This is a genomic window from Azoarcus sp. DD4, from assembly GCF_006496635.1.
In the GTDB taxonomy this organism is placed as follows: domain Bacteria; phylum Pseudomonadota; class Gammaproteobacteria; order Burkholderiales; family Rhodocyclaceae; genus Azoarcus.
Map to the genome: position 1 here is coordinate 3,073,376 of NZ_CP022958.1, position 19,152 is coordinate 3,092,527.

General features: G+C 69.1%; 18 protein-coding genes. 6 read left to right on the plus strand and 12 right to left on the minus strand.

Annotation, left to right across the window (positions count from 1 at the left end):
- The first annotated feature begins 180 nt into the window (after nucleotides 1-180).
- Together CJ010_RS14170 and CJ010_RS14175 are read left to right on the plus strand one after the other, a co-directional pair.
- Complete coding sequence (locus CJ010_RS14170) at nucleotides 181-1,560, plus strand: 8-oxoguanine deaminase (RefSeq protein WP_141018637.1); 1,380 nt, start codon at nucleotides 181-183, stop codon at nucleotides 1,558-1,560.
- A gap of 33 nt (nucleotides 1,561-1,593) precedes the next feature.
- Nucleotides 1,594-1,848 (plus strand): hypothetical protein, encoded by a 255-nt coding sequence (locus CJ010_RS14175; RefSeq protein ID WP_141018638.1) that lies wholly within the window; start codon nucleotides 1,594-1,596, stop codon nucleotides 1,846-1,848.
- Nucleotides 1,849-1,861: 13 nt separating this feature from the next.
- Here the strand turns inward: CJ010_RS14175 and CJ010_RS14180 are convergent, their stop codons facing one another.
- The 3 genes from CJ010_RS14180 to CJ010_RS14185 all read right to left on the minus strand — a co-directional run bounded on the left by CJ010_RS14180 (nucleotide 1,862) and on the right by CJ010_RS14185 (nucleotide 3,916).
- Nucleotides 1,862-2,752: an ATP-binding protein gene (locus CJ010_RS14180; RefSeq protein ID WP_205754787.1), complete on the minus strand. Its 891-nt coding sequence runs from the start codon at nucleotides 2,750-2,752 to the stop codon at nucleotides 1,862-1,864.
- Entirely contained in the window at nucleotides 2,731-3,024 is a 294-nt protein-coding gene (locus tag CJ010_RS25290; RefSeq protein ID WP_205754788.1) for a hypothetical protein, read from the minus strand. The genes CJ010_RS14180 and CJ010_RS25290 overlap by 22 nt, the downstream gene beginning before the upstream one ends.
- A 193-nt stretch (nucleotides 3,025-3,217) precedes the next feature.
- Nucleotides 3,218-3,916 (minus strand): response regulator transcription factor, encoded by a 699-nt coding sequence (locus tag CJ010_RS14185; protein WP_141018639.1) that lies wholly within the window; start codon nucleotides 3,914-3,916, stop codon nucleotides 3,218-3,220.
- 205 nt (nucleotides 3,917-4,121) lie between these two features.
- On the opposite strand from CJ010_RS14185, the gene CJ010_RS25295 reads away from it, so the two are divergent.
- The gene (locus CJ010_RS25295; protein WP_141018640.1) at nucleotides 4,122-5,336 is read left to right on the plus strand and encodes an alpha/beta hydrolase; all 1,215 of its coding nucleotides are present in this window, start codon (nucleotides 4,122-4,124) and stop codon (nucleotides 5,334-5,336) included.
- A 9-nt stretch (nucleotides 5,337-5,345) separates the two neighbouring features.
- On the opposite strand, the gene CJ010_RS14195 is transcribed toward CJ010_RS25295, so the two are convergent.
- The 4 genes from CJ010_RS14195 to CJ010_RS25625 form a co-directional block, all read right to left on the minus strand.
- Complete coding sequence (locus CJ010_RS14195) at nucleotides 5,346-6,050, minus strand: ankyrin repeat domain-containing protein (RefSeq protein WP_141018641.1); 705 nt, start codon at nucleotides 6,048-6,050, stop codon at nucleotides 5,346-5,348.
- 25 nt (nucleotides 6,051-6,075) lie between these two features.
- Nucleotides 6,076-6,564 carry a heme-binding protein gene (locus tag CJ010_RS14200; protein ID WP_141018642.1) on the minus strand — a complete coding sequence of 163 codons (489 nt, stop codon included), beginning with the start codon at nucleotides 6,562-6,564 and terminating at the stop codon, nucleotides 6,076-6,078.
- A gap of 104 nt (nucleotides 6,565-6,668) precedes the next feature.
- Nucleotides 6,669-7,310 carry a response regulator transcription factor gene (locus CJ010_RS14205; protein ID WP_141018643.1) on the minus strand — a complete coding sequence of 214 codons (642 nt, stop codon included), beginning with the start codon at nucleotides 7,308-7,310 and terminating at the stop codon, nucleotides 6,669-6,671.
- Nucleotides 7,307-8,776, minus strand: coding sequence for a sensor histidine kinase (locus tag CJ010_RS25625; protein ID WP_141018644.1), 1,470 nt, complete (start codon nucleotides 8,774-8,776; stop codon nucleotides 7,307-7,309). The genes CJ010_RS14205 and CJ010_RS25625 overlap by 4 nt, the downstream gene beginning before the upstream one ends.
- A 250-nt stretch (nucleotides 8,777-9,026) precedes the next feature.
- Between CJ010_RS25625 and CJ010_RS14215 the strand changes: the two genes are divergently transcribed.
- The 3 genes from CJ010_RS14215 to CJ010_RS14225 are packed head-to-tail and all read left to right on the plus strand — an operon-like array spanning nucleotide 9,027 to nucleotide 13,116.
- Complete coding sequence (locus CJ010_RS14215; RefSeq protein ID WP_141018645.1) at nucleotides 9,027-11,171, plus strand: TonB-dependent siderophore receptor; 2,145 nt, start codon at nucleotides 9,027-9,029, stop codon at nucleotides 11,169-11,171.
- A 35-nt stretch (nucleotides 11,172-11,206) separates the two neighbouring features.
- Entirely contained in the window at nucleotides 11,207-12,010 is an 804-nt protein-coding gene (locus tag CJ010_RS14220; protein WP_141018646.1) for a PepSY domain-containing protein, read from the plus strand.
- Nucleotides 12,007-13,116, plus strand: coding sequence for an FAD-binding oxidoreductase (locus CJ010_RS14225; RefSeq protein ID WP_141018647.1), 1,110 nt, complete (start codon nucleotides 12,007-12,009; stop codon nucleotides 13,114-13,116). The genes CJ010_RS14220 and CJ010_RS14225 overlap by 4 nt, the downstream gene beginning before the upstream one ends.
- A gap of 32 nt (nucleotides 13,117-13,148) precedes the next feature.
- Here CJ010_RS14225 and CJ010_RS14230 read toward each other — a convergent pair whose 3' ends face one another.
- From CJ010_RS14230 to CJ010_RS14250, 5 genes are all read right to left on the minus strand, one after another.
- Nucleotides 13,149-14,252, minus strand: a complete 1,104-nt coding sequence (locus CJ010_RS14230; RefSeq protein WP_205754789.1) for a sugar phosphate nucleotidyltransferase — start codon at nucleotides 14,250-14,252, stop codon at nucleotides 13,149-13,151.
- 70 nt (nucleotides 14,253-14,322) lie between these two features.
- Nucleotides 14,323-15,645 carry a UDP-glucose/GDP-mannose dehydrogenase family protein gene (locus CJ010_RS14235; RefSeq protein ID WP_141018648.1) on the minus strand — a complete coding sequence of 441 codons (1,323 nt, stop codon included), beginning with the start codon at nucleotides 15,643-15,645 and terminating at the stop codon, nucleotides 14,323-14,325.
- Nucleotides 15,646-15,664: 19 nt separating this feature from the next.
- On the minus strand, nucleotides 15,665-16,423 hold the full coding sequence (locus CJ010_RS14240; RefSeq protein ID WP_141018649.1) for a WecB/TagA/CpsF family glycosyltransferase: 759 nt from the start codon (nucleotides 16,421-16,423) through the stop codon (nucleotides 15,665-15,667).
- Between the two features lie 87 nt (nucleotides 16,424-16,510).
- Nucleotides 16,511-17,980, minus strand: a complete 1,470-nt coding sequence (locus CJ010_RS14245; RefSeq protein ID WP_141018650.1) for an oligosaccharide flippase family protein — start codon at nucleotides 17,978-17,980, stop codon at nucleotides 16,511-16,513.
- Between the two features lie 15 nt (nucleotides 17,981-17,995).
- A complete protein-coding gene (locus tag CJ010_RS14250) occupies nucleotides 17,996-19,150 on the minus strand; it encodes a glycosyltransferase (protein WP_141018651.1) in 1,155 nt (384 codons plus the stop codon).
- Between the last annotated feature and the right edge of the window lie 2 nt (nucleotides 19,151-19,152).

Consider the following 19,152-nt stretch of genomic DNA (forward strand, 5'->3'; position numbering starts at 1 on the left):
GTACAGGCCGGCCGGCATTGCCAACCGCATACGCCGGCATGTTGCGGCACAGGGGATACTAGCCTGCAGGTCGCAGGCTGCGAATTGGTGATTTCGGCAATTCGCCTTGCGATCTTGCCGTGGCAGGCGCAAAAGGCTATTGAGTCTGCTTTTGCCACCGCCGCACTGGAGCTTCGTCCGATGACACGCACCCTGCTCGTCCGCAATGCCCTGCTCGTCGCCACCCAGGACGAGCACAGGCGCGAAATCGCCGACGGCGCGGTAATGATCCGCGACCGCCGCATCGTCGCCGTCGGTCCCACTGGCGAACTGCCCGACAACGCGGACGAGGTGATCGACGCCAGCGGCTGTGTCGTCATTCCCGGCCTGGTGAACACCCATCACCACATGTACCAGACACTGACGCGCGCGGTGCCCGGCGCGCAGGACTGCGAGCTGTTCGCCTGGCTCCGGCGCCTCTACCCCATCTGGGCCGGAATCACGCCGGAGATGATCCGGGTCTCCACCCAGACCGCGATGGCCGAACTCATCCTGTCCGGCTGCACCACCGCATCCGACCATCTGTATCTCTACCCCAACGGCTGCCGGCTCGAAGACGCGATCGAGGCCGCCGCGGAGATCGGCATGCGCTTCCATGCCTGCCGCGGCTCGATGAGCGTGGGCGAATCGCAGGGCGGCCTGCCGCCCGATCGCCTGGTCGAGGACGAGGCTGCCATCCTCGCCGACTCGCAGCGCCTGATCGAACGCTGGCACGACCCGGCCGACGGCGCCATGCTGCGCATCGCGCTCGCACCCTGTTCGCCCTTCTCGGTGTCGCAGGACCTGATGCGCGAATCGGCCGCAATGGCACGCCACTACGGCGTCGGCCTGCACACCCATCTCGCCGAGACCGTCGGCGACGTCGCCTACAGCCGCGAACGCTTCGGTCGCACGCCGGCACAGTACGCCGAAGAACTCGGCTGGACCGGCGAAGGCGTGTGGCACGCCCACTGCGTCTGCCTCGACGACCACGGCATCGATCTGTTCGCCCGCACCCGTACCGGGGTTGCGCACTGCCCCTCGTCCAACATGCGGCTGGGCTCCGGCATCGCACCGGTGCGCCGCATGCGCGATGCCGGCGTGCCGGTCGGCCTGGGCGTGGACGGATCGGCCTCCAACGATGCCGGCCACCTGCTGCTCGAAGCCCGCATGGCAATGCTGCTCGCCCGCGTGCGCGACACCGGCGACGGCAGCGGCGACCCTGCCGCGCTGGGCGCGCGCGAGGCGCTGGACATCGCCACCCGTGGCGGTGCGGCGGCGCTCGGCCGCAAGGACATCGGCAGCCTGGCGCCCGGCAAGTGTGCCGACCTGGCGATCTTCGACGTCTCGGGCGTCGCTCATGCCGGGGCGCTGCACGATCCGCTCGCGGCGCTCCTGTTCGCCGCGCCGACCGGCGTCAAGCACAGCATCATCGACGGCCGGCCGGTGGTGCGCGACGGCGTGCTGTTACCGGTGGATACCGGCCGCCTGGTTGAAGCCCACAACCGCCTCGCGCGACAATTGCTTACCGCAGCGCGCTGAATCCGCGCCATACCAACCACACAAGGACACGCCATGCGCGCCCGCCTCGCCATTGCCTTCGCACTTGTTGCCGCCCTCGCAGCGTGCAGCAAGCTGACCCCGGAAAACTACGACAAGATCAGGATGGGCATGCGTTACACCGAAGTGAAGGCCATTCTCGGCGAGCCTGCGCGCTGCAACGACGTCCTCGCGGTCAAGGCCTGCACCTGGGGCGACGACAAGCGCTACATCAACGTCAATTTCGTCGCCGACCAGGTGGTGCTGTTCAACTCGGCCAACCTGCGCTGACGCGGAGCCCGCTTCAACCCGGCGCCGACAGCGGCAGGCGGATTTCCATGCGCAGCCCGCCACCCTCGCGCGCACTCGCGACGATGCTGCCGTCGTGCAAGAGCACGGCGCCGCGGGCAATCGCCAGTCCGAGACCGAAGCCGACCACCTCGCTGCCGTTACCGCCGCGATAGAAGGGTTCGAAAATGGCGGCGAGATCCGCCTCGGCCACGCCCGGCCCACGGTCCGCGACCACCAGGCGGAACTCTCCGTTCGGCTCGCAAGCCGCCGCCACCTCCACCCCGGTGCCCTCGGCGGTGTATTTCACCGCGTTGCGGACGACGTTCTCGAAGGCGCGATAGAGCAAGGCCGCCCGCACCACGCTCACCGCCTCGCCCCTGGCTTCGAGCACCAGGTCGCGGCCGGCGGCACGCGCTTCGAAACGCGCGTCGTCGGCAATGACCGCCACCATTTCGACCAGATCCACCGTCTCGGCCGGCAGATCGCCGATGCCCGCATCCAGGCGCGACAGGGTCAGCAGCTCGCCCACCAGCTCATCCACCCGCCCGGCCTCGCGTTCGATCCGGTCCAGCGAATCGGACAGCTCGGCCGGCCGTTGCCGCGCCAGGCCGATCGCGACCTGCAGGCGTGCCAGCGGCGAGCGCAGTTCGTGGGAAACGTCGTGCAGCAAGCGCCGCTGCGCCGCCATCGCCGCCTGCAGCTGGCCGGCCATGCGGTCGAAATCGCGGCCGAGGTCGGCGATCTCGTCGCGCCTGCTCCCCATCAAGGGCACCACCCGGGTATCCAGGCGGCCGCCGGCCGCAGCCCCGAAGGCCCAGCGCAGATTGCGGATCGGCTTGGCCAGATACCAGGCGAGCAAGGCGCTGAAGGCCAGGCTGGCGATCAGCCCGGCAGCGATGGACAAGGCCGGGTTGGGCGGTTGTCGCGGCGGCCGCCCCAGCGGCCCGGGCTCCTGCGGCGGACCGTTCGATGACGCCGCCGCGAAGAGAGATAACGGCGCCCGTCGGCCAGCACCAACTCGCGCGGGCTGCGCGGACCATCCTCCGCCAGCGCCAGGCGCACCCGGGCCATCAGCATCGCCGAGACCTCGCGGCCGAGCAGCTCGCGGCCCCCATCGTCGACCACGAAGATGCCGCTCGGCCCGTCCTGGCGCCATTCGCGCAGCGTCTTTGCCAAACACCGCCACGTCGCCCGCGCGCAGCACGCCGACCGCCGCATCGAGCGCGAAGCCGGGCGGGAACGGCGGCCGGCCGAGCTGGGTGTCGCTGCCGCGCTGGTGCAGCCACACCGCGACGCCGACCCCCACCGCCGCCGTGACCAGCGCCAGCCAGAAGGCGACGAGGAATTTCCAGAACAGGCGCCCCATGCCCTACTCCCGCAGGTACTGGTAGCCGATGCCGCGCACCGTCTCGATGGGCGAACGGCCATCGGCATAGCGACCGAGCTTGTGGCGGATGCTGGACAGATGCACGTCGATGCTGCGGTCGTAGCGGGCGAGCGGCCTGCCGAGCGCCTGCTCGGAAAGATCGGCGCGGCTCACCACCCGTCCGGCGTGGCGCACCAGCACTTCGAGCAGATTGAACTCGGTGCTGGTGAGCTCGAGCGCGCTGCCCCGCCAGGCGGCCGAACGCTTCTGCGGCCACAACACCAGCGGCGCCACCGTCAGCTGGGCGAGCCGGTCCTCTGCGCCGGCATCGTGGCGCGTGCGCCGCAGGATGGCACGCACCCGCGCCACCAGTTCGCGCGGCGAACAGGGCTTGGGCACGTAGTCGTCGGCACCGAGCTCCAGCCCGACCACGCGATCGACGTCGTCACCGCGGGCCGTGAGCATCAGCACCGGCAGGTTGCCGCCCTGGCGGATGCGGCGCAGCACTTCGACACCGTTGAGGCGCGGCATCATCACGTCCACCACCACCAGCGCATAGTCGCCCGCCAACGCGCGATTCGCCCCGCTCTCGCCGTCGTGTACCGCGTCGACGTCGAAGCCTTCCCGCCCCATGTACTCCATGAGCATGCGGCTCAGCTCGACATCGTCGTCGACCAGCAGGATTCGGGGCAGAGGGGTCATCGGGCGTGCAGAAAGCAAGGGGACGGACGCGGATGATAGCCGCAGCGACACTGCCGACAAGCGCCGAAACCGCGTCTTTACCGAGCTTTACCTTGGCCAACCGCGCTTAACGGCCCCGTCCCGCATAGTGCGCCGGCAGCCTTGGCCAGGCTTCGTCGCCGCGACGCGCCCGGCCATTTCCCCGCAACCGGAGCACACACCCCACATGAAGCTCATTCCCATCATCCTGCCCGCCCTGCTGCTGGTCGCCGGCACCATCGGCGCCTGCAGCTTCCGGCCCGACCGTGCCGGGATCGAGGAAGACCGGCTGCGCCGCTTCGCCGAGCGCAGCTATCGCCCCGAACGCCGCCTGCCCGTCGACGGGCGCGACACGCGCATCGGCAGCGAAGGCAGCGAGATCGACGTCAAGCTGCTGTGCCCCACCACGCCCGGGCGCTATCCGCTGGTGATCTATCTGCCCGGCCTCGGCGAAAGTACACTTGCGGGCGCGCGCTGGCGCGACACCTGGGCCCAGGCCGGCTACGCGGTACTCACCCTGCAACGGCCGGTCGACGGACCGCAGGTGTGGTCCTCCGCCGACGCCCGCCGCGGCGCCTTCAGCCAGCTCGGCCGCAAGCGCTTCGGCACCGAGCAGCTCGCGGCGCGCGCCCAGGCGGTACAGGAGGCGCTCGACGAAATCCGCCGCCGCGCCGGCAACGACGCGATGTATGCCTGCGTGGACCTCTCCCGCATCGCACTGGTCGGCTTCGAACTGGGCGCACAGACTGCGATGGCACTGGCCGGCGAACGCTACCGCAGTGCCACCGCGCTGCGCCCCCCCGAAGGCGTCAAGGCCGCGATCGCGCTCAGCCCGTATGTCAGCCCCGCCGGTGAGGTCAACGGCCGCTACGGCGCACTGGACACCGCCACGCTGATCGTTACCGGCGGAGCCGACGAAGACCGCTACGGCCTCGGCATCACGCCCGCCCTGCGTCAGACACCGTTCCGCCACCTGCGCGAGGGCAACAAGTACCAGCTGGTGCTGAACGATGGCGGCTACACCCTGCTGAACGGCGCCGACATCGCCCCGCCAACCGAATCGTCGGCACGCCCGGCTGGTGGCCGTGGCGGCATGGCCGGCGGCCACGGCGGCCCAGGCGGCGGCCCAAGCGGTGGCATGGGCGGCGGACGGCCCGGCGGGATGGGTGGCGGTCCGAGCGGCGGCATGGGCGAAGGCCCGCCGCCGGACGGCGGCATGGGCGGCGGCGAGCGGCCGGAGGGCAATCGTCACGGTGAGCAGCAGCGCGCCGCCATTGTCGTGCAGTCGGTGACGCTGGCCTTTCTCGACGCCACCCTGCGCGCCGACGACATGGCCGCCGAGTGGCTGAAGCGCAACAGCCCCGGCTGGCTGGAGCCCGTCGGCCAGCTGCAGTGGAAGTGAGGATGGTGCTCAGCGCGCGGGTGCCGGTGCCTGCAGCAGATCGACCATCTCGCGGTAGCCGCGCCTGCGGGCCATCTCCAGCGGCGTGACACCGCTGCGGTCGGTCAGGCGACGATCGGCACCGGCGTCCAGCAGCGCCTTGACCGTGGCGACATGACGCGCTCCGCCGTCGCCCAGCACCACCGCCTCGATCAACGCGGTCCAGTGCAGGTTGTTCACATGATCCAGCGGTGCGCCGGCCGCGATCAGCTGGCGCACCACCCCGTCGTGGCCGAGATGCGCCGCGGCGATCAGGGCGGTGCCGTCGTAGCGGCTGGTGACCTGGCGGGCGCTGGCGCCGAGCGCGAGCAACTGCGCCAGCGTGGCTTCGTCGTCGGCCACCGCGGCGATGGTCACCGCATCGTAGCGGTCGTACTCCAGGGCGTTCAGATCGGCACCGGCCTTCGCCAGCAAGGCGATCACCTCCCGGCGCCGGCCGTGGGCGGCCACATGCAGCGGCGTGCGGCCGCGCCCGTCGCGCGCCTCGATGTCGATGCCCTTGGCGACCAGGGCCGCCACCCGTGCCGTATCGCCCAGCCAGGCGGCGGCATGAAGGCCGGTGTAGGCGGCCTGCTCGGCAGCCGAAGGCGGCACCTGGGCATGGCTGCTGCCGACGTAGCCGGCAGCCAGCGCCACACCGAGCACGGCGCTGCGTATCAGGGCCTCGATCGCCATGCTGTTCTCCGCGATCCGGCTGCACTTACTTGAGCAGATCCTTGACCGCTTCGACGCCGGCCATGGCGCACTGCTCGTCGAGATGACCGCCGGGCGCACCGCCGACGCCGACCGCGCCGATCACTTCATTGCCGACCTTGACCGGCACGCCACCGCCCAGCAGCAGAAAGCCCGGGATGTCGGTGAGGTTGGCCGCGCCGGCGTTCTTCTGCGCATTGTCCATCATCGCCAGCGTGGTGTTGCGGGCCGACGCCGACGTGAAGGCCTTCTGCTGGGCGGCGCCGATCGTGTGCGGGCCGGCGTTGTCGGCACGCTGCAGGGCGCGCAGCACGCCGGCGCGATCCACTACCGCAGCGCTCACCGAATAGCCCTTCTCCTGGCAGGACGCAACGGTGGCGGCGGCCAGGCGGTTGGCGAGTTCGAGGCCGATGTTGCGCTCGGTCAGCACCTGCGCGTGGCTGGCACCGGCGGTGCCCAGCAGCAGGGCGGCGGTCGCGGCAAAGATTTTGTTCATGCTGTTCTCCTTGGTTGGCTTCGGCTCATCCGAACCGTGAGAACAGTCTAGGCAGGCGATCGGCGCCCGCCCATGCGTACGCCTACGCGTGCGGCTCCGTAAAACTACGGAGCCTCGCCTTCCACCAAGGCCGCGTAATGGCGGATGAGTTGCGCCAGCGATTCGGTCTGCAGCTTGGCGAAGAGGTTGGCGCGGTGGGTTTCGACCGTCCGCGGCGACAGCGCCAGCGCGCGTGCGATCTCCTTGTTGGTGAGGCCCGCCACGATGAATCCGAGCACCTCGCGCTCGCGCTCGGACAGCATCGCGTAGCGCTCGCGCGCAAGCTGGTCGGCACGATTGCGCTCGCGCGAGCGCACATGCCTGCGCACCGCCGTTTGCAGGGTGTCGAGCAGCAGATCGTCGTCCACCGGCTTTTCGAGGAACTCTGCCGCGCCGGCCTTGAAGGCCCGACGGCACAGATCGACCGTGCCGTGGCCGGTAAGCATGATCACCGGATGATCGCAGCCGCGTGCCATCAGCATCTCCAGCAGCTTGAGGCCGCCGATGCCGGGCATGCGCACGTCGAGCACGATGGCGCCGATGCCCGATGGGTCGAAACCATCGAGGAAGGCCGCAGGGCCGTCCCACGCCTGTACCCGCAGGCCGACGGTGCCGATCAGCAGCGACAAGGCGCCGCGCACGGCCTCGTCGTCGTCCACCAGGTGTATCAGCGGTGAAAGTTGGGTCGCATCCACGTTGGTCGTCATCGTTCGATCACCGCTCCGCTGGCCGGCCGCGGCAGCGCGAGCCGGAATTCGGCGCCGCGCGGCAGCGCCGCCCGTACCGTAAGACTGCCGCCCATGCCGGCGGCCAGGGTTTCGCACAGGCTGAGGCCCAGCCCCAGCCCCTCTGCCCGCGTCGTGAAGAAAGGCTGGAAGATGCGCGGCATCACCGCCTCGGCAATACCGGGGCCGCTGTCGCGCACCCGCAGCACGGCCTCGTCCGCCTCCACGCCGAGGACGAGTTCCAGGCCGCGTTCGGCTGCCGGCACCTGCTCCAGCGCCTGCAGCGCGTTCATCAGCAGGTTATGCACGATCTGCTCGACCGCCACCGGATCGCCGACCGCCTCGGCCGGGCCTTCGGTCACGACCCGTGGCTGCAGGGCGCGCTGGCGGCATTCGGGCTCGATCAGGTGCAGCACCTTGTCCACCGTCGCGCGCAGGTCCACTGTCCGGGCGCGCTCGCCGAGTTCCGGGCGCTCCACCGTGCGCCGCAGCCGCGCCAGCACCTCGGCCGCTCGCCTGGCCTGTTCGGCCGCGTGCGTCATCGCGGTGAGTGCGGTCTCCACCTCGGGTGGATCGTCGGCCAGCAGGCGCTGCGCGGCACGGGTATTGGCCAGCACCGCGGTCAGCGGCTGGTTGAGTTCGTGTGCCATGCCGGCGGCGAGTTCGCCTAGCGCATTGAGCCGCGCCACCTGGCCGAGCCGCAGCCGCTCCTCCGCGCGCTGACGCTCGGCGCGCTGGCGCAAGGCGGTGGCGATGCCGGCCAGCAGAACGCCGACGGCGCCCGTCCAGCCCGCCATCGACAGCCAGGGCAGTTCTCCCCAACCCACCCGCCGTCCGGCGACCACGGTAAACGGCTGGCTCGCCGCGGCGAGCTGCTTCACCGCCTCGAAGCGCCAGCCGCCGTCGCGTTCGGCGCCAAGCCCGGCCTGCAGGCGCCACTGCCCTTGGCCGTGACGCAGTTCCACGCCCACCGGGCTGTCCGCCGCCAGCGGCCAGTCGCTGCGCGGCACCATGCCTTGCACGTCGAGTTGCAGGGCATAGCTCGCCGGTTCGCCCGCCAGCACCAGCCAGTAGCGCCCACGGCCGAATTCCGGATCCGCCACCACCGCCTGACCGCCACGGCGCGATGCCGCTTCGGCCGCATCCAGCGCTGCATCCGGCCAGGCCTGGCCCGCCTCGCGGCGGCCGACCGCGAGAATGCGTGGGTAGATGGCCGGCAAACGCTGCTCGGGCCGCGCCAGTGCAGCCGGTTCGAGCAGCGCCAGCGTGGCGAGCACCGCTTCGTGCTCCACTGCCTGCTGACTGAGCAGGCGGTGCACGATGCGCGCATCGGTATCGAAGAGTTCGCGCAGCCGCGACAGCTCGGCGCGCGCAAGCCAAGCCGCACCGGCCGCCGAAACCAGCAGCCAGACGGCGATCCAGGGGAGGACTGTGCGTACGCGGTACATCCGGAATCCGGGGCAGGAATGTCGCGGCAATCATACGCGCCGGCGCTAAAGCTTTTGCGGTCGCCCCAGCGCTGCCCACATCGCACCGATACACGACCAAGGTCATAGAAAACCCTTGCCTCCAGCATGGGCTAGGATACAATGCGAATACTTCTCAATATCGTTACAAGACGACAAAGGGACACAGCCAGCCAGGCGCCGCCAAGGGCAAGCCGAGCCAGCCAGCAACTGACTCCAGGACCCATCCATCGTGCGCCCGCATTGCCTGAAACCGCTCTGCCTGCTCGTCGCCGGCATCTGCAGCTCCCCCGCCATCGCCCAGACCACCCCGGCCGGATCGAATGCGCTTTCCGAAGTACTGGTCGTCGACCAGCGCGACGCCCAGGTCGAACGCAAGACGTCCGACATCCAGAAGATCGTCATCTCCGAGACCGAGATCGAGCGCTTTGGCGACGCCACCGTCGGCGATGTGCTGCGCCGGCTGCCCGGCATGACCTTCACCGGCCCGGCCGGCGTCACCAAGGACATCCGGATGCGCGGCCTCGACAAGGGTTACACGCAATTCCTCATCAACGGCGAAACGCTACCTTCGGCCAAGAAGGAACGCCAGATCCAGGTCGACCGCCTGCCGGCCGACATGATCGAGCGCATCGAGATCATTCGTAACCCGAGCGCCATGTACGACGCCAACGGCATCGGCGGCACGGTGAACATCGTCCTCAAGAGCCGCGCCGACGGCCTCACCCGCCTGCGCGCCGCCTACGGCAGAAATGGCGACATGGAGGTCGGCGACGTAGTGGCGCAATGGTCGCGGCGCTTCGACAATCTCGACGTGCTGCTCGCCGCCTCGCACACCGTCGGCGCGGAAGACGTGGACGAGGACAAGATCGCCTACAACGCCAACGGCACCGTGAAGCAGATCGAGCTCAAGGACAAGCCGGTCAGGAAGGACGAGACCCTGTTCGCGCCGCGCTTCGTCTGGCACTTCGGCGAAGACCGGCTGACGCTGGAGCCCTTCATTTCCAACGGCAGCGAACGCAAGGACGAACCCACCACCACCTACAACGCCAACGGCACGATCAACAAATCCACCGACAAGGACGAGGACAAGACCGACAACATCGGCCGGCTGGCCGCGCGCTACGACGGCAAGGCGGGCTGGGGCGACTGGTTCGTGAAACTGGGCGCGCAGGAAGCGGAAGAGAAAAAGGACGCCACCACGCTCGAGTACCGGGCCAACGGCACTCTCAGCAAGACCACGCTGGAGGACGAGACGCTGCGCGAGCGCGGCGTCTATGCCGGAACCGGTGTCAGCGTCGCACTAGGCAGCGACCACCGCCTGTCGGCCGGCCTCGAATGGCGCGACGGCGACTACCGCAACCGCAAGACCAAGACCGAGAACGGCGTCAACAAGTCCGAGGCGAAGGACAGCTTCGACATCGACGAAACCCGCCTGATCGCCTACCTTCAGGACGACTGGCGGATCAACGCCGACCACGCGCTGACCCCCGGCATCCGCATCGAGCGCATCGAGCGCGAATCCACCGACAGCAACGACGTCACCCGCAAGAACGACCTCACCGGCACCAATCCCTCGCTGCACTACCGCTGGGGGCTGAGCGAAGACCTCAACCTGCGCGCCAGCGTCGCCCGCACGGTGAAGCTGCCCAAGTTCGACGAACTCAACCCCTTCCTCAAACTCGACAGCGGCGTATACAAGGGCGGCAACCCCGACCTCGAGCCGGAAACCGCGCTCGGCTACGAACTCGGCCTGGAGCAGTACTTCTGGGGCAACCGCGGCGTGGTCGGCATCAACTTCTACCGCCGCGACGTCGACGACTTCATCCAGAAGGAAGAGCGGCTGGAAGGCGCGCTCAGGGTGGAACGCCCCTACAACGTCGGCGAGGCCCGCTTCTGGGGTGCAGAACTCGACTGGCGCATTCCGCTGCTGCGCCAGGGCACCCACGAGCTGACCCTCACCGGCAACCACAGCGAAATGCGCGGCCGGGTGAAGGTGAAGGGCGTGTCCGGGACCAGCGAGGTCAAGGACATGCCGCCGCGGGTGACCAACCTCGGGCTGGACTGGCTGTATCGCCCGACGATGTGGTCGGCGGGCTTCAGCATGAATTACCAGCCGACCTTCACAACCGACGGGGTCAATTCCGACGGTGTGCGCGAAGTCAAGCGCCGCGATGCGGCGACGCAGCTCGATCTCTACATGAGCAAGGCGATCAGCCCGGCAGCCGAACTTCGCCTGATCGCCAAGAACGTGCTCGCCGTCGACAAGGAAGAGGAAACCACCAAGTACACCACCGCCGGCGCCATCAGCAGCCACGAGTGGAAGGTGGAACATTCCAGGCCCATGGTCATGGTCACCCTCGAAAGCCGGTTCTGACAACAACAACCCTCAGCCCCCACCAGGAGTCTCCGATGAATCTCCGTTTCGACAGCCGCACGTGGCATATCTGGGTCAGCGTGATCCTTTCGCTGCCCATCCTGATCGTCGCCGTCACCGCGGTCTTCATCGCGCACAACAAATCGCTGCGCCTGGGCGAGATTCCGGTGGCGGTGAGCTGGCTCCCCGGCTACGGCGGCAACGAAGCCGCGAAGGCCCAGAATGAGCCGCGCGCCAGCCTGCTCAGCAGCCGCGGCGAGCACTACGTCGGCACCACCGGCGGGCTCTACCGGCTGGAACAGGGGCAACTGGTGGCCGAGCCCACCTTCGCCGGCAACCAGATCCGCGGCCTGGCCGAGGCGGCTTGGGGCATGGTCGCCGCCACCAAGCACGGGATCTGGCTGGCACGCGACGGCCAGTGGCAGCGCGTGCACGCCGGCGACGCCTGGAGCGCGACCACCCGCGCCGACGGCAGCGTCGTGGTGGCGGTCAGGGACGGCGGTCTGCTCGTCAGCCGCGATGGCCACCGATGGCAGGCCGATACCACGCTCATGCCGGCGCTGGCCGCACTGCAGGGCGAAAGCGGCGTCGAGACGGTCACCCTCGCCAGGCTGGTGATGGACCTGCACACCGGCAAGGCCATCGTCGGCAAGCACCTCGAATGGCTGTGGATAGACCTCGTCGGCCTGGCGATGACCCTGCTCTCGCTCACTGGCGTATATATGTGGTGGCGTGGCGAACGCCGCAAGCGCGACATGCAGCGGCAAGGCCTGCCGACCGCCAGCGCCGCAACCCCGGCAGGCGTCGTACCGGCGCATACCGGTAGCCCGCGCGCTTGAAGATCGCGGCCCTGCTCCTGGCGGCTCTGGGCCTGATCGGCCTGGCCTTCGTCATCTACCTGCTGGTCGACGGCCTCCGCGCCGTGCTTGAACGCTGGCGGAACGAGCGACGCCTGCGCCCGCTCGCCCTGGTGGTGCGGGCTCGCGAGGAAGTGGCGGGCGACCTGCTCCGCCTCACCCTGGCCCATCCGCGCCGACGCGGCCTGCCCCGCTTCGACGCCGGCCAGCATGTGCTCATGCTGGCGCCGGCCGGCCCCGGCGGTCGTGCGATCCGGCGCGCCTATTCGCTTGCCGCCTGGCATCCGCGACCGACCCAATACGAACTCGGCATCAAGCGCGAGGCGCAGGGCGCAATGTCGTCGTGGGCCTGGGACGCACTGCTGCCGGGCAGCGTCGTGCGGGTCTCGCCGCCGCGCGGCGAATTCGTGCTCGGCCCGGACGACAGCGAACTCGTGCTGACAGGCGGTGGCATCGGCATCACGCCGATGCGAGCGATGGTGCACGCAGCCCTCGCCCGCCCCGACTCCAGCCGTCGCATCGTGTTGCTGCACGCGGCCCGCCATGCAGAGGCGCTGCTTTATCGCGCGGAGTTCGACAGGCTGGCCGAGCTGCATCCGCGCTTTTCCTACCTGCCGCTGGTATCGCGCCCCACTGCAGCCTGGCGAGGCGAACGCGGCCGGCTGGACGCACGCCGGATGCTGGATGCGGTCAGCCGGCCGGGCAGCGCCCAGTTCTACCTGTGCGCAGGCATGGCACTGCTGGAAAGCCTGCACACCGGCCTGCTTGCCGCGGGCATCACGCCGGCGCAGATCCACTGGGAAGCTTTCGGCATGGCCGCCGCGGCAGGTGGCTACGGCCAAGCCATCACGCTGGGCGACGGTCGTCGCATCGAGACCGCGGGCGAACCCAGCCTGCTTGCCACCCTGGAGGCGCACGACTGCGCGCCGCCGTCGGAGTGCCGCGCCGGCAGTTGCGGCCAATGCCGTCTGCGGCTGGAAGCCGGCGAGGTCCGCTGGATGCTTGCGCCGGCCTGCCGACTCGACGACGGCGACATCCTGCCCTGCGTCTGCCAGCCGGCCGGCGATCTGCGCATACGCGCCGCCTAGGGCGCCCAGCCGGACGCGCCAGGCACCAGCCTTCAGCCGCGCGCGTCGCCCCAGCGCAGGGTGGTGGTGTCTTCGCCGACGTAGCGCGTCTCGCCGGTGCGATCCACGCAATACTGCGGCGACACGATCTTGTCGGTGAAGCGCTGGCCCTCGCCGATGCGGGTGTATTCGAACAGGATGCTGCGTTCCACCCGCGCGCCGGCGCGCAGATGGCTGCCGTGGCCGATCCACGTCGGGCCGATCACCGACGCGCCCGGGTCGATGCGCACGCCGGAGCCGATGTGCACCGGCCCGACGATCTGCACGCTTTCCCAGGCGATGGAGGTGTTGAGCCCCACCCAGACTCCCGGCTTGACTTCGCGGCCCGGCATGTCCATCTGCGCGATCTCTCCGCGCAGCACCCGCTGCAGCACCGACCAGTAGTCGGTGAGGCGGCCGATGTCGATCCAGTTGAAGAAACGCTTCTGGGCGAAGAAGGGCAGTTCCTTCTGCACCAGCAGCGGAAAGAGTTCGCTGCCGATGTCGAAGGCGCGGCCCGGCGGAATGAGGTCGACCACCTCCGGCTCGAAGATGTAGATGCCGGTGCTCGCCAGCGTGGAGCGCGCTTCCGCGGGCCTGGGCTTTTCCTGGAAGGACTGTACCCGCCCGGCGTCGTCCGCCACCACCACGCCGTAGTTCTGTACCTGGTCGCGCGGCACGTCCAGCGTCACCACGCTGGCAAGCGCGCCCTTGTGACGATGCTCGTCTAGCGCGGCACGGATGTCGAGGTCGATGATGGCGTCACCGCACAGCACCAGCGTGGTTTCGTCGAAAAAGCCGCTGAAGTCCTGGATCTTGCGCATCCCGCCGGCCGAACCCAGCGGCCGCGGCACGATCTCGCCGTGCTCGCGCACGCCCTCGTACGAATAGCCGATGGAGACGCCCCAGCGGTGGCCGTCGCCGAAGTAGTCCTCGATCTTGTAGTGGTTGAATGCCACGTTGATCATGATTTCGTCGACGCCGTAGCGCGCCAAGTGCTCGATCAGGTACTCGAGCACCGGTTTGCCGAGGATGGGCACCATGGGTTTGGGCAGATTGGTGGTCAGCGGGCGCACACGCGTCCCCTGGCCGGCGGCGAGGATCATTCCCTTGGCCAATTCGCTTCTCCTGTATTGATTGAAAACGCGGGCAACCGGCGGGCGTGACGGCCGCGCCGGTTCGGGCGGTTCAGGCCCGCCCGATGCCGTGGTATTCGATGCCGGCCGCACGCACCACGGCGGGCTCGTACATGTTGCGGCCGTCGAACAGCACCGGCTGGCGCAGACGGCTGCGGATGGCATCGAAGTCAGGGCTGCGGAATTCCTTCCATTCGGTCACGATCACCAGCGCATCCGCGCCTTCCAGCGCGCTCTTGGGGCGGCCGGCGTAGGCGATGCGCGGCTCGTCGCCGAAAATGCGCTCGGCCTCCAGCATCGCCACCGGGTCGTAGGCGGTGACGCTGGCGCCGCGCTTCAACAACTCGGCGACGATCACCCGGCTGGGCGCTTCGCGCATGTCGTCGGTATTGGGCTTGAACGCCAGCCCCCACAGGGCGAAGCGGCGGCCGGACAGATCCTCGCCGAAGCGGCGGACGATCTTGTCGATGAGCACATGCTTCTGGGCATCGTTGGCCTCCTCGACCGCGGCGAGCACCCGCAGGCTGCCGCCGTGCTCGGCCGCAGTGCGGATCAGCGCCTTCACATCCTTGGGAAAGCAGGAGCCGCCGTAGCCGCAGCCGGCATAGAGGAAGTGCCAGCCGATGCGCGGATCGGAGCCGATGCCCTGGCGCACCAGTTCGATGTCGGCACCCAGCGTCTCCGCCAGGTTGGCGAGTTCGTTCATGAAGCTGATACGGGTTGCCAGCATGGCGTTGGCGGCGTACTTGGTGAGCTCGGCGCTCTTCACATCCATGAACACCAGCTTGTCGTGCTTGCGCTGGAAGGGCGCGTAGAGCTGGCGCATCAGCTCGATGGCGCGCTCGTCCTCGGCGCCGACGACGATGCGGTCGGGCCGCATGAAGTCCTCGACTGCCGCGCCCTCCTTCAGGAATTCCGGGTTGGAGACGACGCTGAAGGGGATGTCGGCGCCGCGCTCGCCCAGCGCTTCCGCCACCGCGGCGCGCACCTTGTCGGCGGTGCCCACCGGCACCGTGGATTTGTCGACGATGACGCGGTAGCCGTCGAGATGGCGGCCGATGTTCCGCGCCGCGGCCAGCACGTACTGCAGGTCGGCGGAGCCGTCCTCGTCCGGCGGCGTGCCGACGGCGATGAACTGGATGACGCCGTGCTGCGCCGCCCGTACCACGTCAGTGGTGAAGGCCAGCCGCCCGGCCTCGACATTGCGCCGGACCACTTCCAGCAGGCCGGGCTCGTGAATGGGGATGCCGCCCTGCTCCAGCACCTGGATCTTGGCCGGGTCCACGTCCAGGCACAGCACTTCGTTGCCGACGTCGGCGAGGCAGGCGCCCGACACCAGGCCCACGTAGCCGGTACCGATCACGGTTATCTTCATTGCAATTGCTCCGCTGTAGTCAAGAAATCGATTCGGTCGCCGCCGTACCCTTGCCCGCCGCCAGGCAGATCGACAGGAAGGCGACGATGTCCACGGTGTAGCGCCGCAGCAGCCGGCGCGGTTCGCAGCACAGCCGGAACAGCCATTCCAGCCGCGCCTTGCGCACCCAGGCCGGTGCCCGCCGCGCCTCGCCGGCAAGAAAATCGAACAGCGCCCCGACACCGAACATCAGCGGTGCATCGATCGCGTCGTCGTTGTCGAGCATCCACTGTTCCTGCATCGGATTGCCGAAGGCCACCAGCACCAGGTCGGCGCCGCTGGCGTTGATGCGCGCGGCAAGCTCGCCGCGCCCGCTCAGGGCGGCGAATTCGTCATAGCCGTCGCAGCACCCCACCACCGGCTGGCCGTAGTCGATCGCAAGGCGACGCGCCGCCCGCTCGGCGACGCCCGGCCGCGCGCCGAGCAGGAAGATGCGCAGCGGCCGGCGACTGGTCCGGCACAGGCGGGGAATGAAATCGGTGCCGTTGAGGTTGTCGGCGAAACGGCGGCGGTGCACCAGCCAGGCGGCGAGATCGACACCGATGCCGTCGTTCACGATACGCACCGACGGACGCGCCATGGCCGGCAGCAGCTTGCGGCACTGGACGATGAAATTGGTGTTGGCAAACAGCACCCGCCGCTTCTCCCGCCGCTCGCAGGCGGCGATCAGTTCATCGGCAAGGGTAGCGGCATCGGTGCGCAGGATGCGGTAGCCGCCGAGATAGAGGGTGTCGTCCATGTCCGGGTCCTTGACGGGCTGGGAGTGAGATGGCTGGCTGGATGAAGTTCGTCGGCTCGCGGCCGGTGCGTGCATCGTCATCCGCTCTCACCCCGCGCGCCGCGGGCGCAGCAGTTCGCCGAAGGCGTCGTAGCTGCTGTCGCTCAGACGGGTGACAAGAAGATGCGCGAGCACATAGGTGAGCGCGCCGCCGGCAATGCCGAGTGCCAGCAAGCCCCACAGCGGCAGCTCGCCCGCCGCCGCGTGCGCGGTCGCCAGCACGGTTGCGAGCATGGCGGCCGTGGCGAGCACCGGCGCCTTCAAGGCGTGGAAGAGCGACATCAGCCCGGTTTCGAGCCTGCGCCCGACCGAACGCTGGGCCCACGGCCACACCAGCACGCTGGCGCCGACGAAGGCGAGGCTGACTGCGAAGAGCCCCTGATGCGCGGCAACCCAGGCGAACCCGGCGGCCAGCACCACCTGCGCCAGCCCGCGCAGCAGCGGAATGCGACGCTCGCCCACCGCGAACAGCAGGTAGTCGTTGGTCTGATTCACCGCCAGCATCAAGTGCAGCAGGCCGAGTGCCGCCACCACCGGCGCGGCCGGCGCCCACACCGGCCCGAACACCGCATCGATCAGCGGCACCGCCAGCGCCCCCAGCCCGCCGAGCAGCGGCGCCATGATGAAGAGGGTGACGCCCAGCACCCGCACGTAGGCCTTGCGCAAGGCCGGGACGGCGCCGGCCACCGCATCGGCAAAGGCGGTCATCGCCACCTTGAGCATGGAGCTGCCCACCACCAGGTAGATCGCCGAGGTGATGCGCTTGGCGAAGTTGTAGAGGCCGGTGGCATGGCTGCCGAGCAGGATGCTCACCAGCAGGGTGTCGCCGTGCGTGGTCAGGAAACCCATCAGGCCCGACACGCCCACCTGCGCGATCTCGCGCCGGTACTGACGGCGCGGGCCGTCCCCGCCCCATAGTTGCGGCAGCCAGCGCGACTGCGCCACCAGCAGGACGAGCGCCAGCACCGCGCCGACTACCTGCTGCGCGACCAGCGCCATCACGCCCTCGCCGCGCAGCGCCAGCACGATGCCGATCGCACCGCCCACCGACACCGAGACGATGGAGCGGATCGCCAGCACCCGGAAGGCCATCTGCCGGATCAGGCGCGCCTCGTAGGCCCGCGCCAATCCGGTGCACAGCACCGCCAGGCTCATCCAGCGCAGCACCGGTTCGAGCTCCGGCTGGCCATAGGCCCGCGCTACCCAGCCCGAGGCGGCGGCGACGATGGCGGCGAACAGCATGGCCGCCAGCGCGCAGCGGCGAAAGGTCCAGGAATAGAGCGCGTCGTCGGGACTGGCCGCGCGCGCAGCCGGCATCGCGATGGCGTCGAAGACGACCTGGCGCAGCGCGGTGACCACCAGATGGGCGACCGCGAGGATGCCGAAGTGCTCGGGCAGCAGGAAGCGTGCGAGCACGATGAAGATGGCGAAGGACAGCACCTGCTGCGCGAGGTTGTCGAGCATCGACCAGATCGCGCCGGCACCGAAGCCGGTCTTGCGTGTCGAGGGAGGCGTCATTGCAGCGGCGCTCGGTCAGATGGCGGGGGCATCGATGCGGGTGTCGGGGAAGGCGGCCGGATCCAGCAAACGGTCGACCACCTCCGGCCAGCTCAAGCATTTGCGCTGGCGCACATGCGGCGCCGCCAGCGCACTGCGGACCGCGGCGACGATGGAAGGCTCGTCGCCCGGGGTGTAGCCGAAGCGCGACGGATAACGGCCGACCACCGCGTGCGGGCAGACCGCCGGCACGCCGAAGTAGTCGTACTGCGCCAGCTTCATCGAACTGTCGGCGAGATAGGGCGGCACCGCCTCGGAACGGTAGGGTGCGATGCCGAAGCGGGCGTGCTTGATGTAGCGGATGGTGTCGACGTACTTCATCTCGCCATACACCCGCACGTTCTCGCCATAGCCGGGCGAACGCGGCGCGCCCGAGCCGATGACGTGGAAGGTGATGCCGGGAAAGGCGCGGCTTGCGATCTCGAAGAAAGCCGGATCGAACAGCATCGAACCGATGCTGACCACATGCAGGCCGGCACCGTAGGGCGAGGGGTCGCCATGCACTTCCAGGCTGGCGTCGAAGCCCTGCGGTACGTGGTAGACGTTGCCGCGACTGGGGATTTCGTCGGCGAGTTGGGGCGACAGCAGCGCGATCACGTCCATCCTGCCCGACACTTTGGTGAAGCGCCGCTTGACGTAGCTGGCGACGTTGATCGTGTCCAGGCTGTCCGAGCCGCGGTAGATCTGCCGCGCCTGCGGATTGATGCGCGACACCAGCCCGGAGAAGATGGGCGCGATGCCGCTTTCGAACACCACCACGTCGGCCTCGGCGATCCATTGCATCAGCACCGGATTGGGCGACTTCTCGTAGAGCCAGAACATCGCATCCTCCAGCGGCCGCAGATACCACTGGCGGGCATTGAAGGGATGGACGGCCGTCTTCCACAGGTAGCATTCGACGCCGTTGTGGCGTTCGACACGGTTGGCGCGGTCGTCGAGTTCGAGGCGGATATCGCCCTTCATGCGGGACAGGCGGCTGTAGCGCAGCGAGAAGAAGCGCACCTCGCCACGCTTCGCGAGCTCGTCGGCGATGAAATGGATGCTGGCGCGCCGCGGCGTGCGGTAGTCGTGGGCCGACAGCATCAGGTAGCGGGTCGCGCGCGGCACCGCCGTGGTGTCGATATGGTTCATGG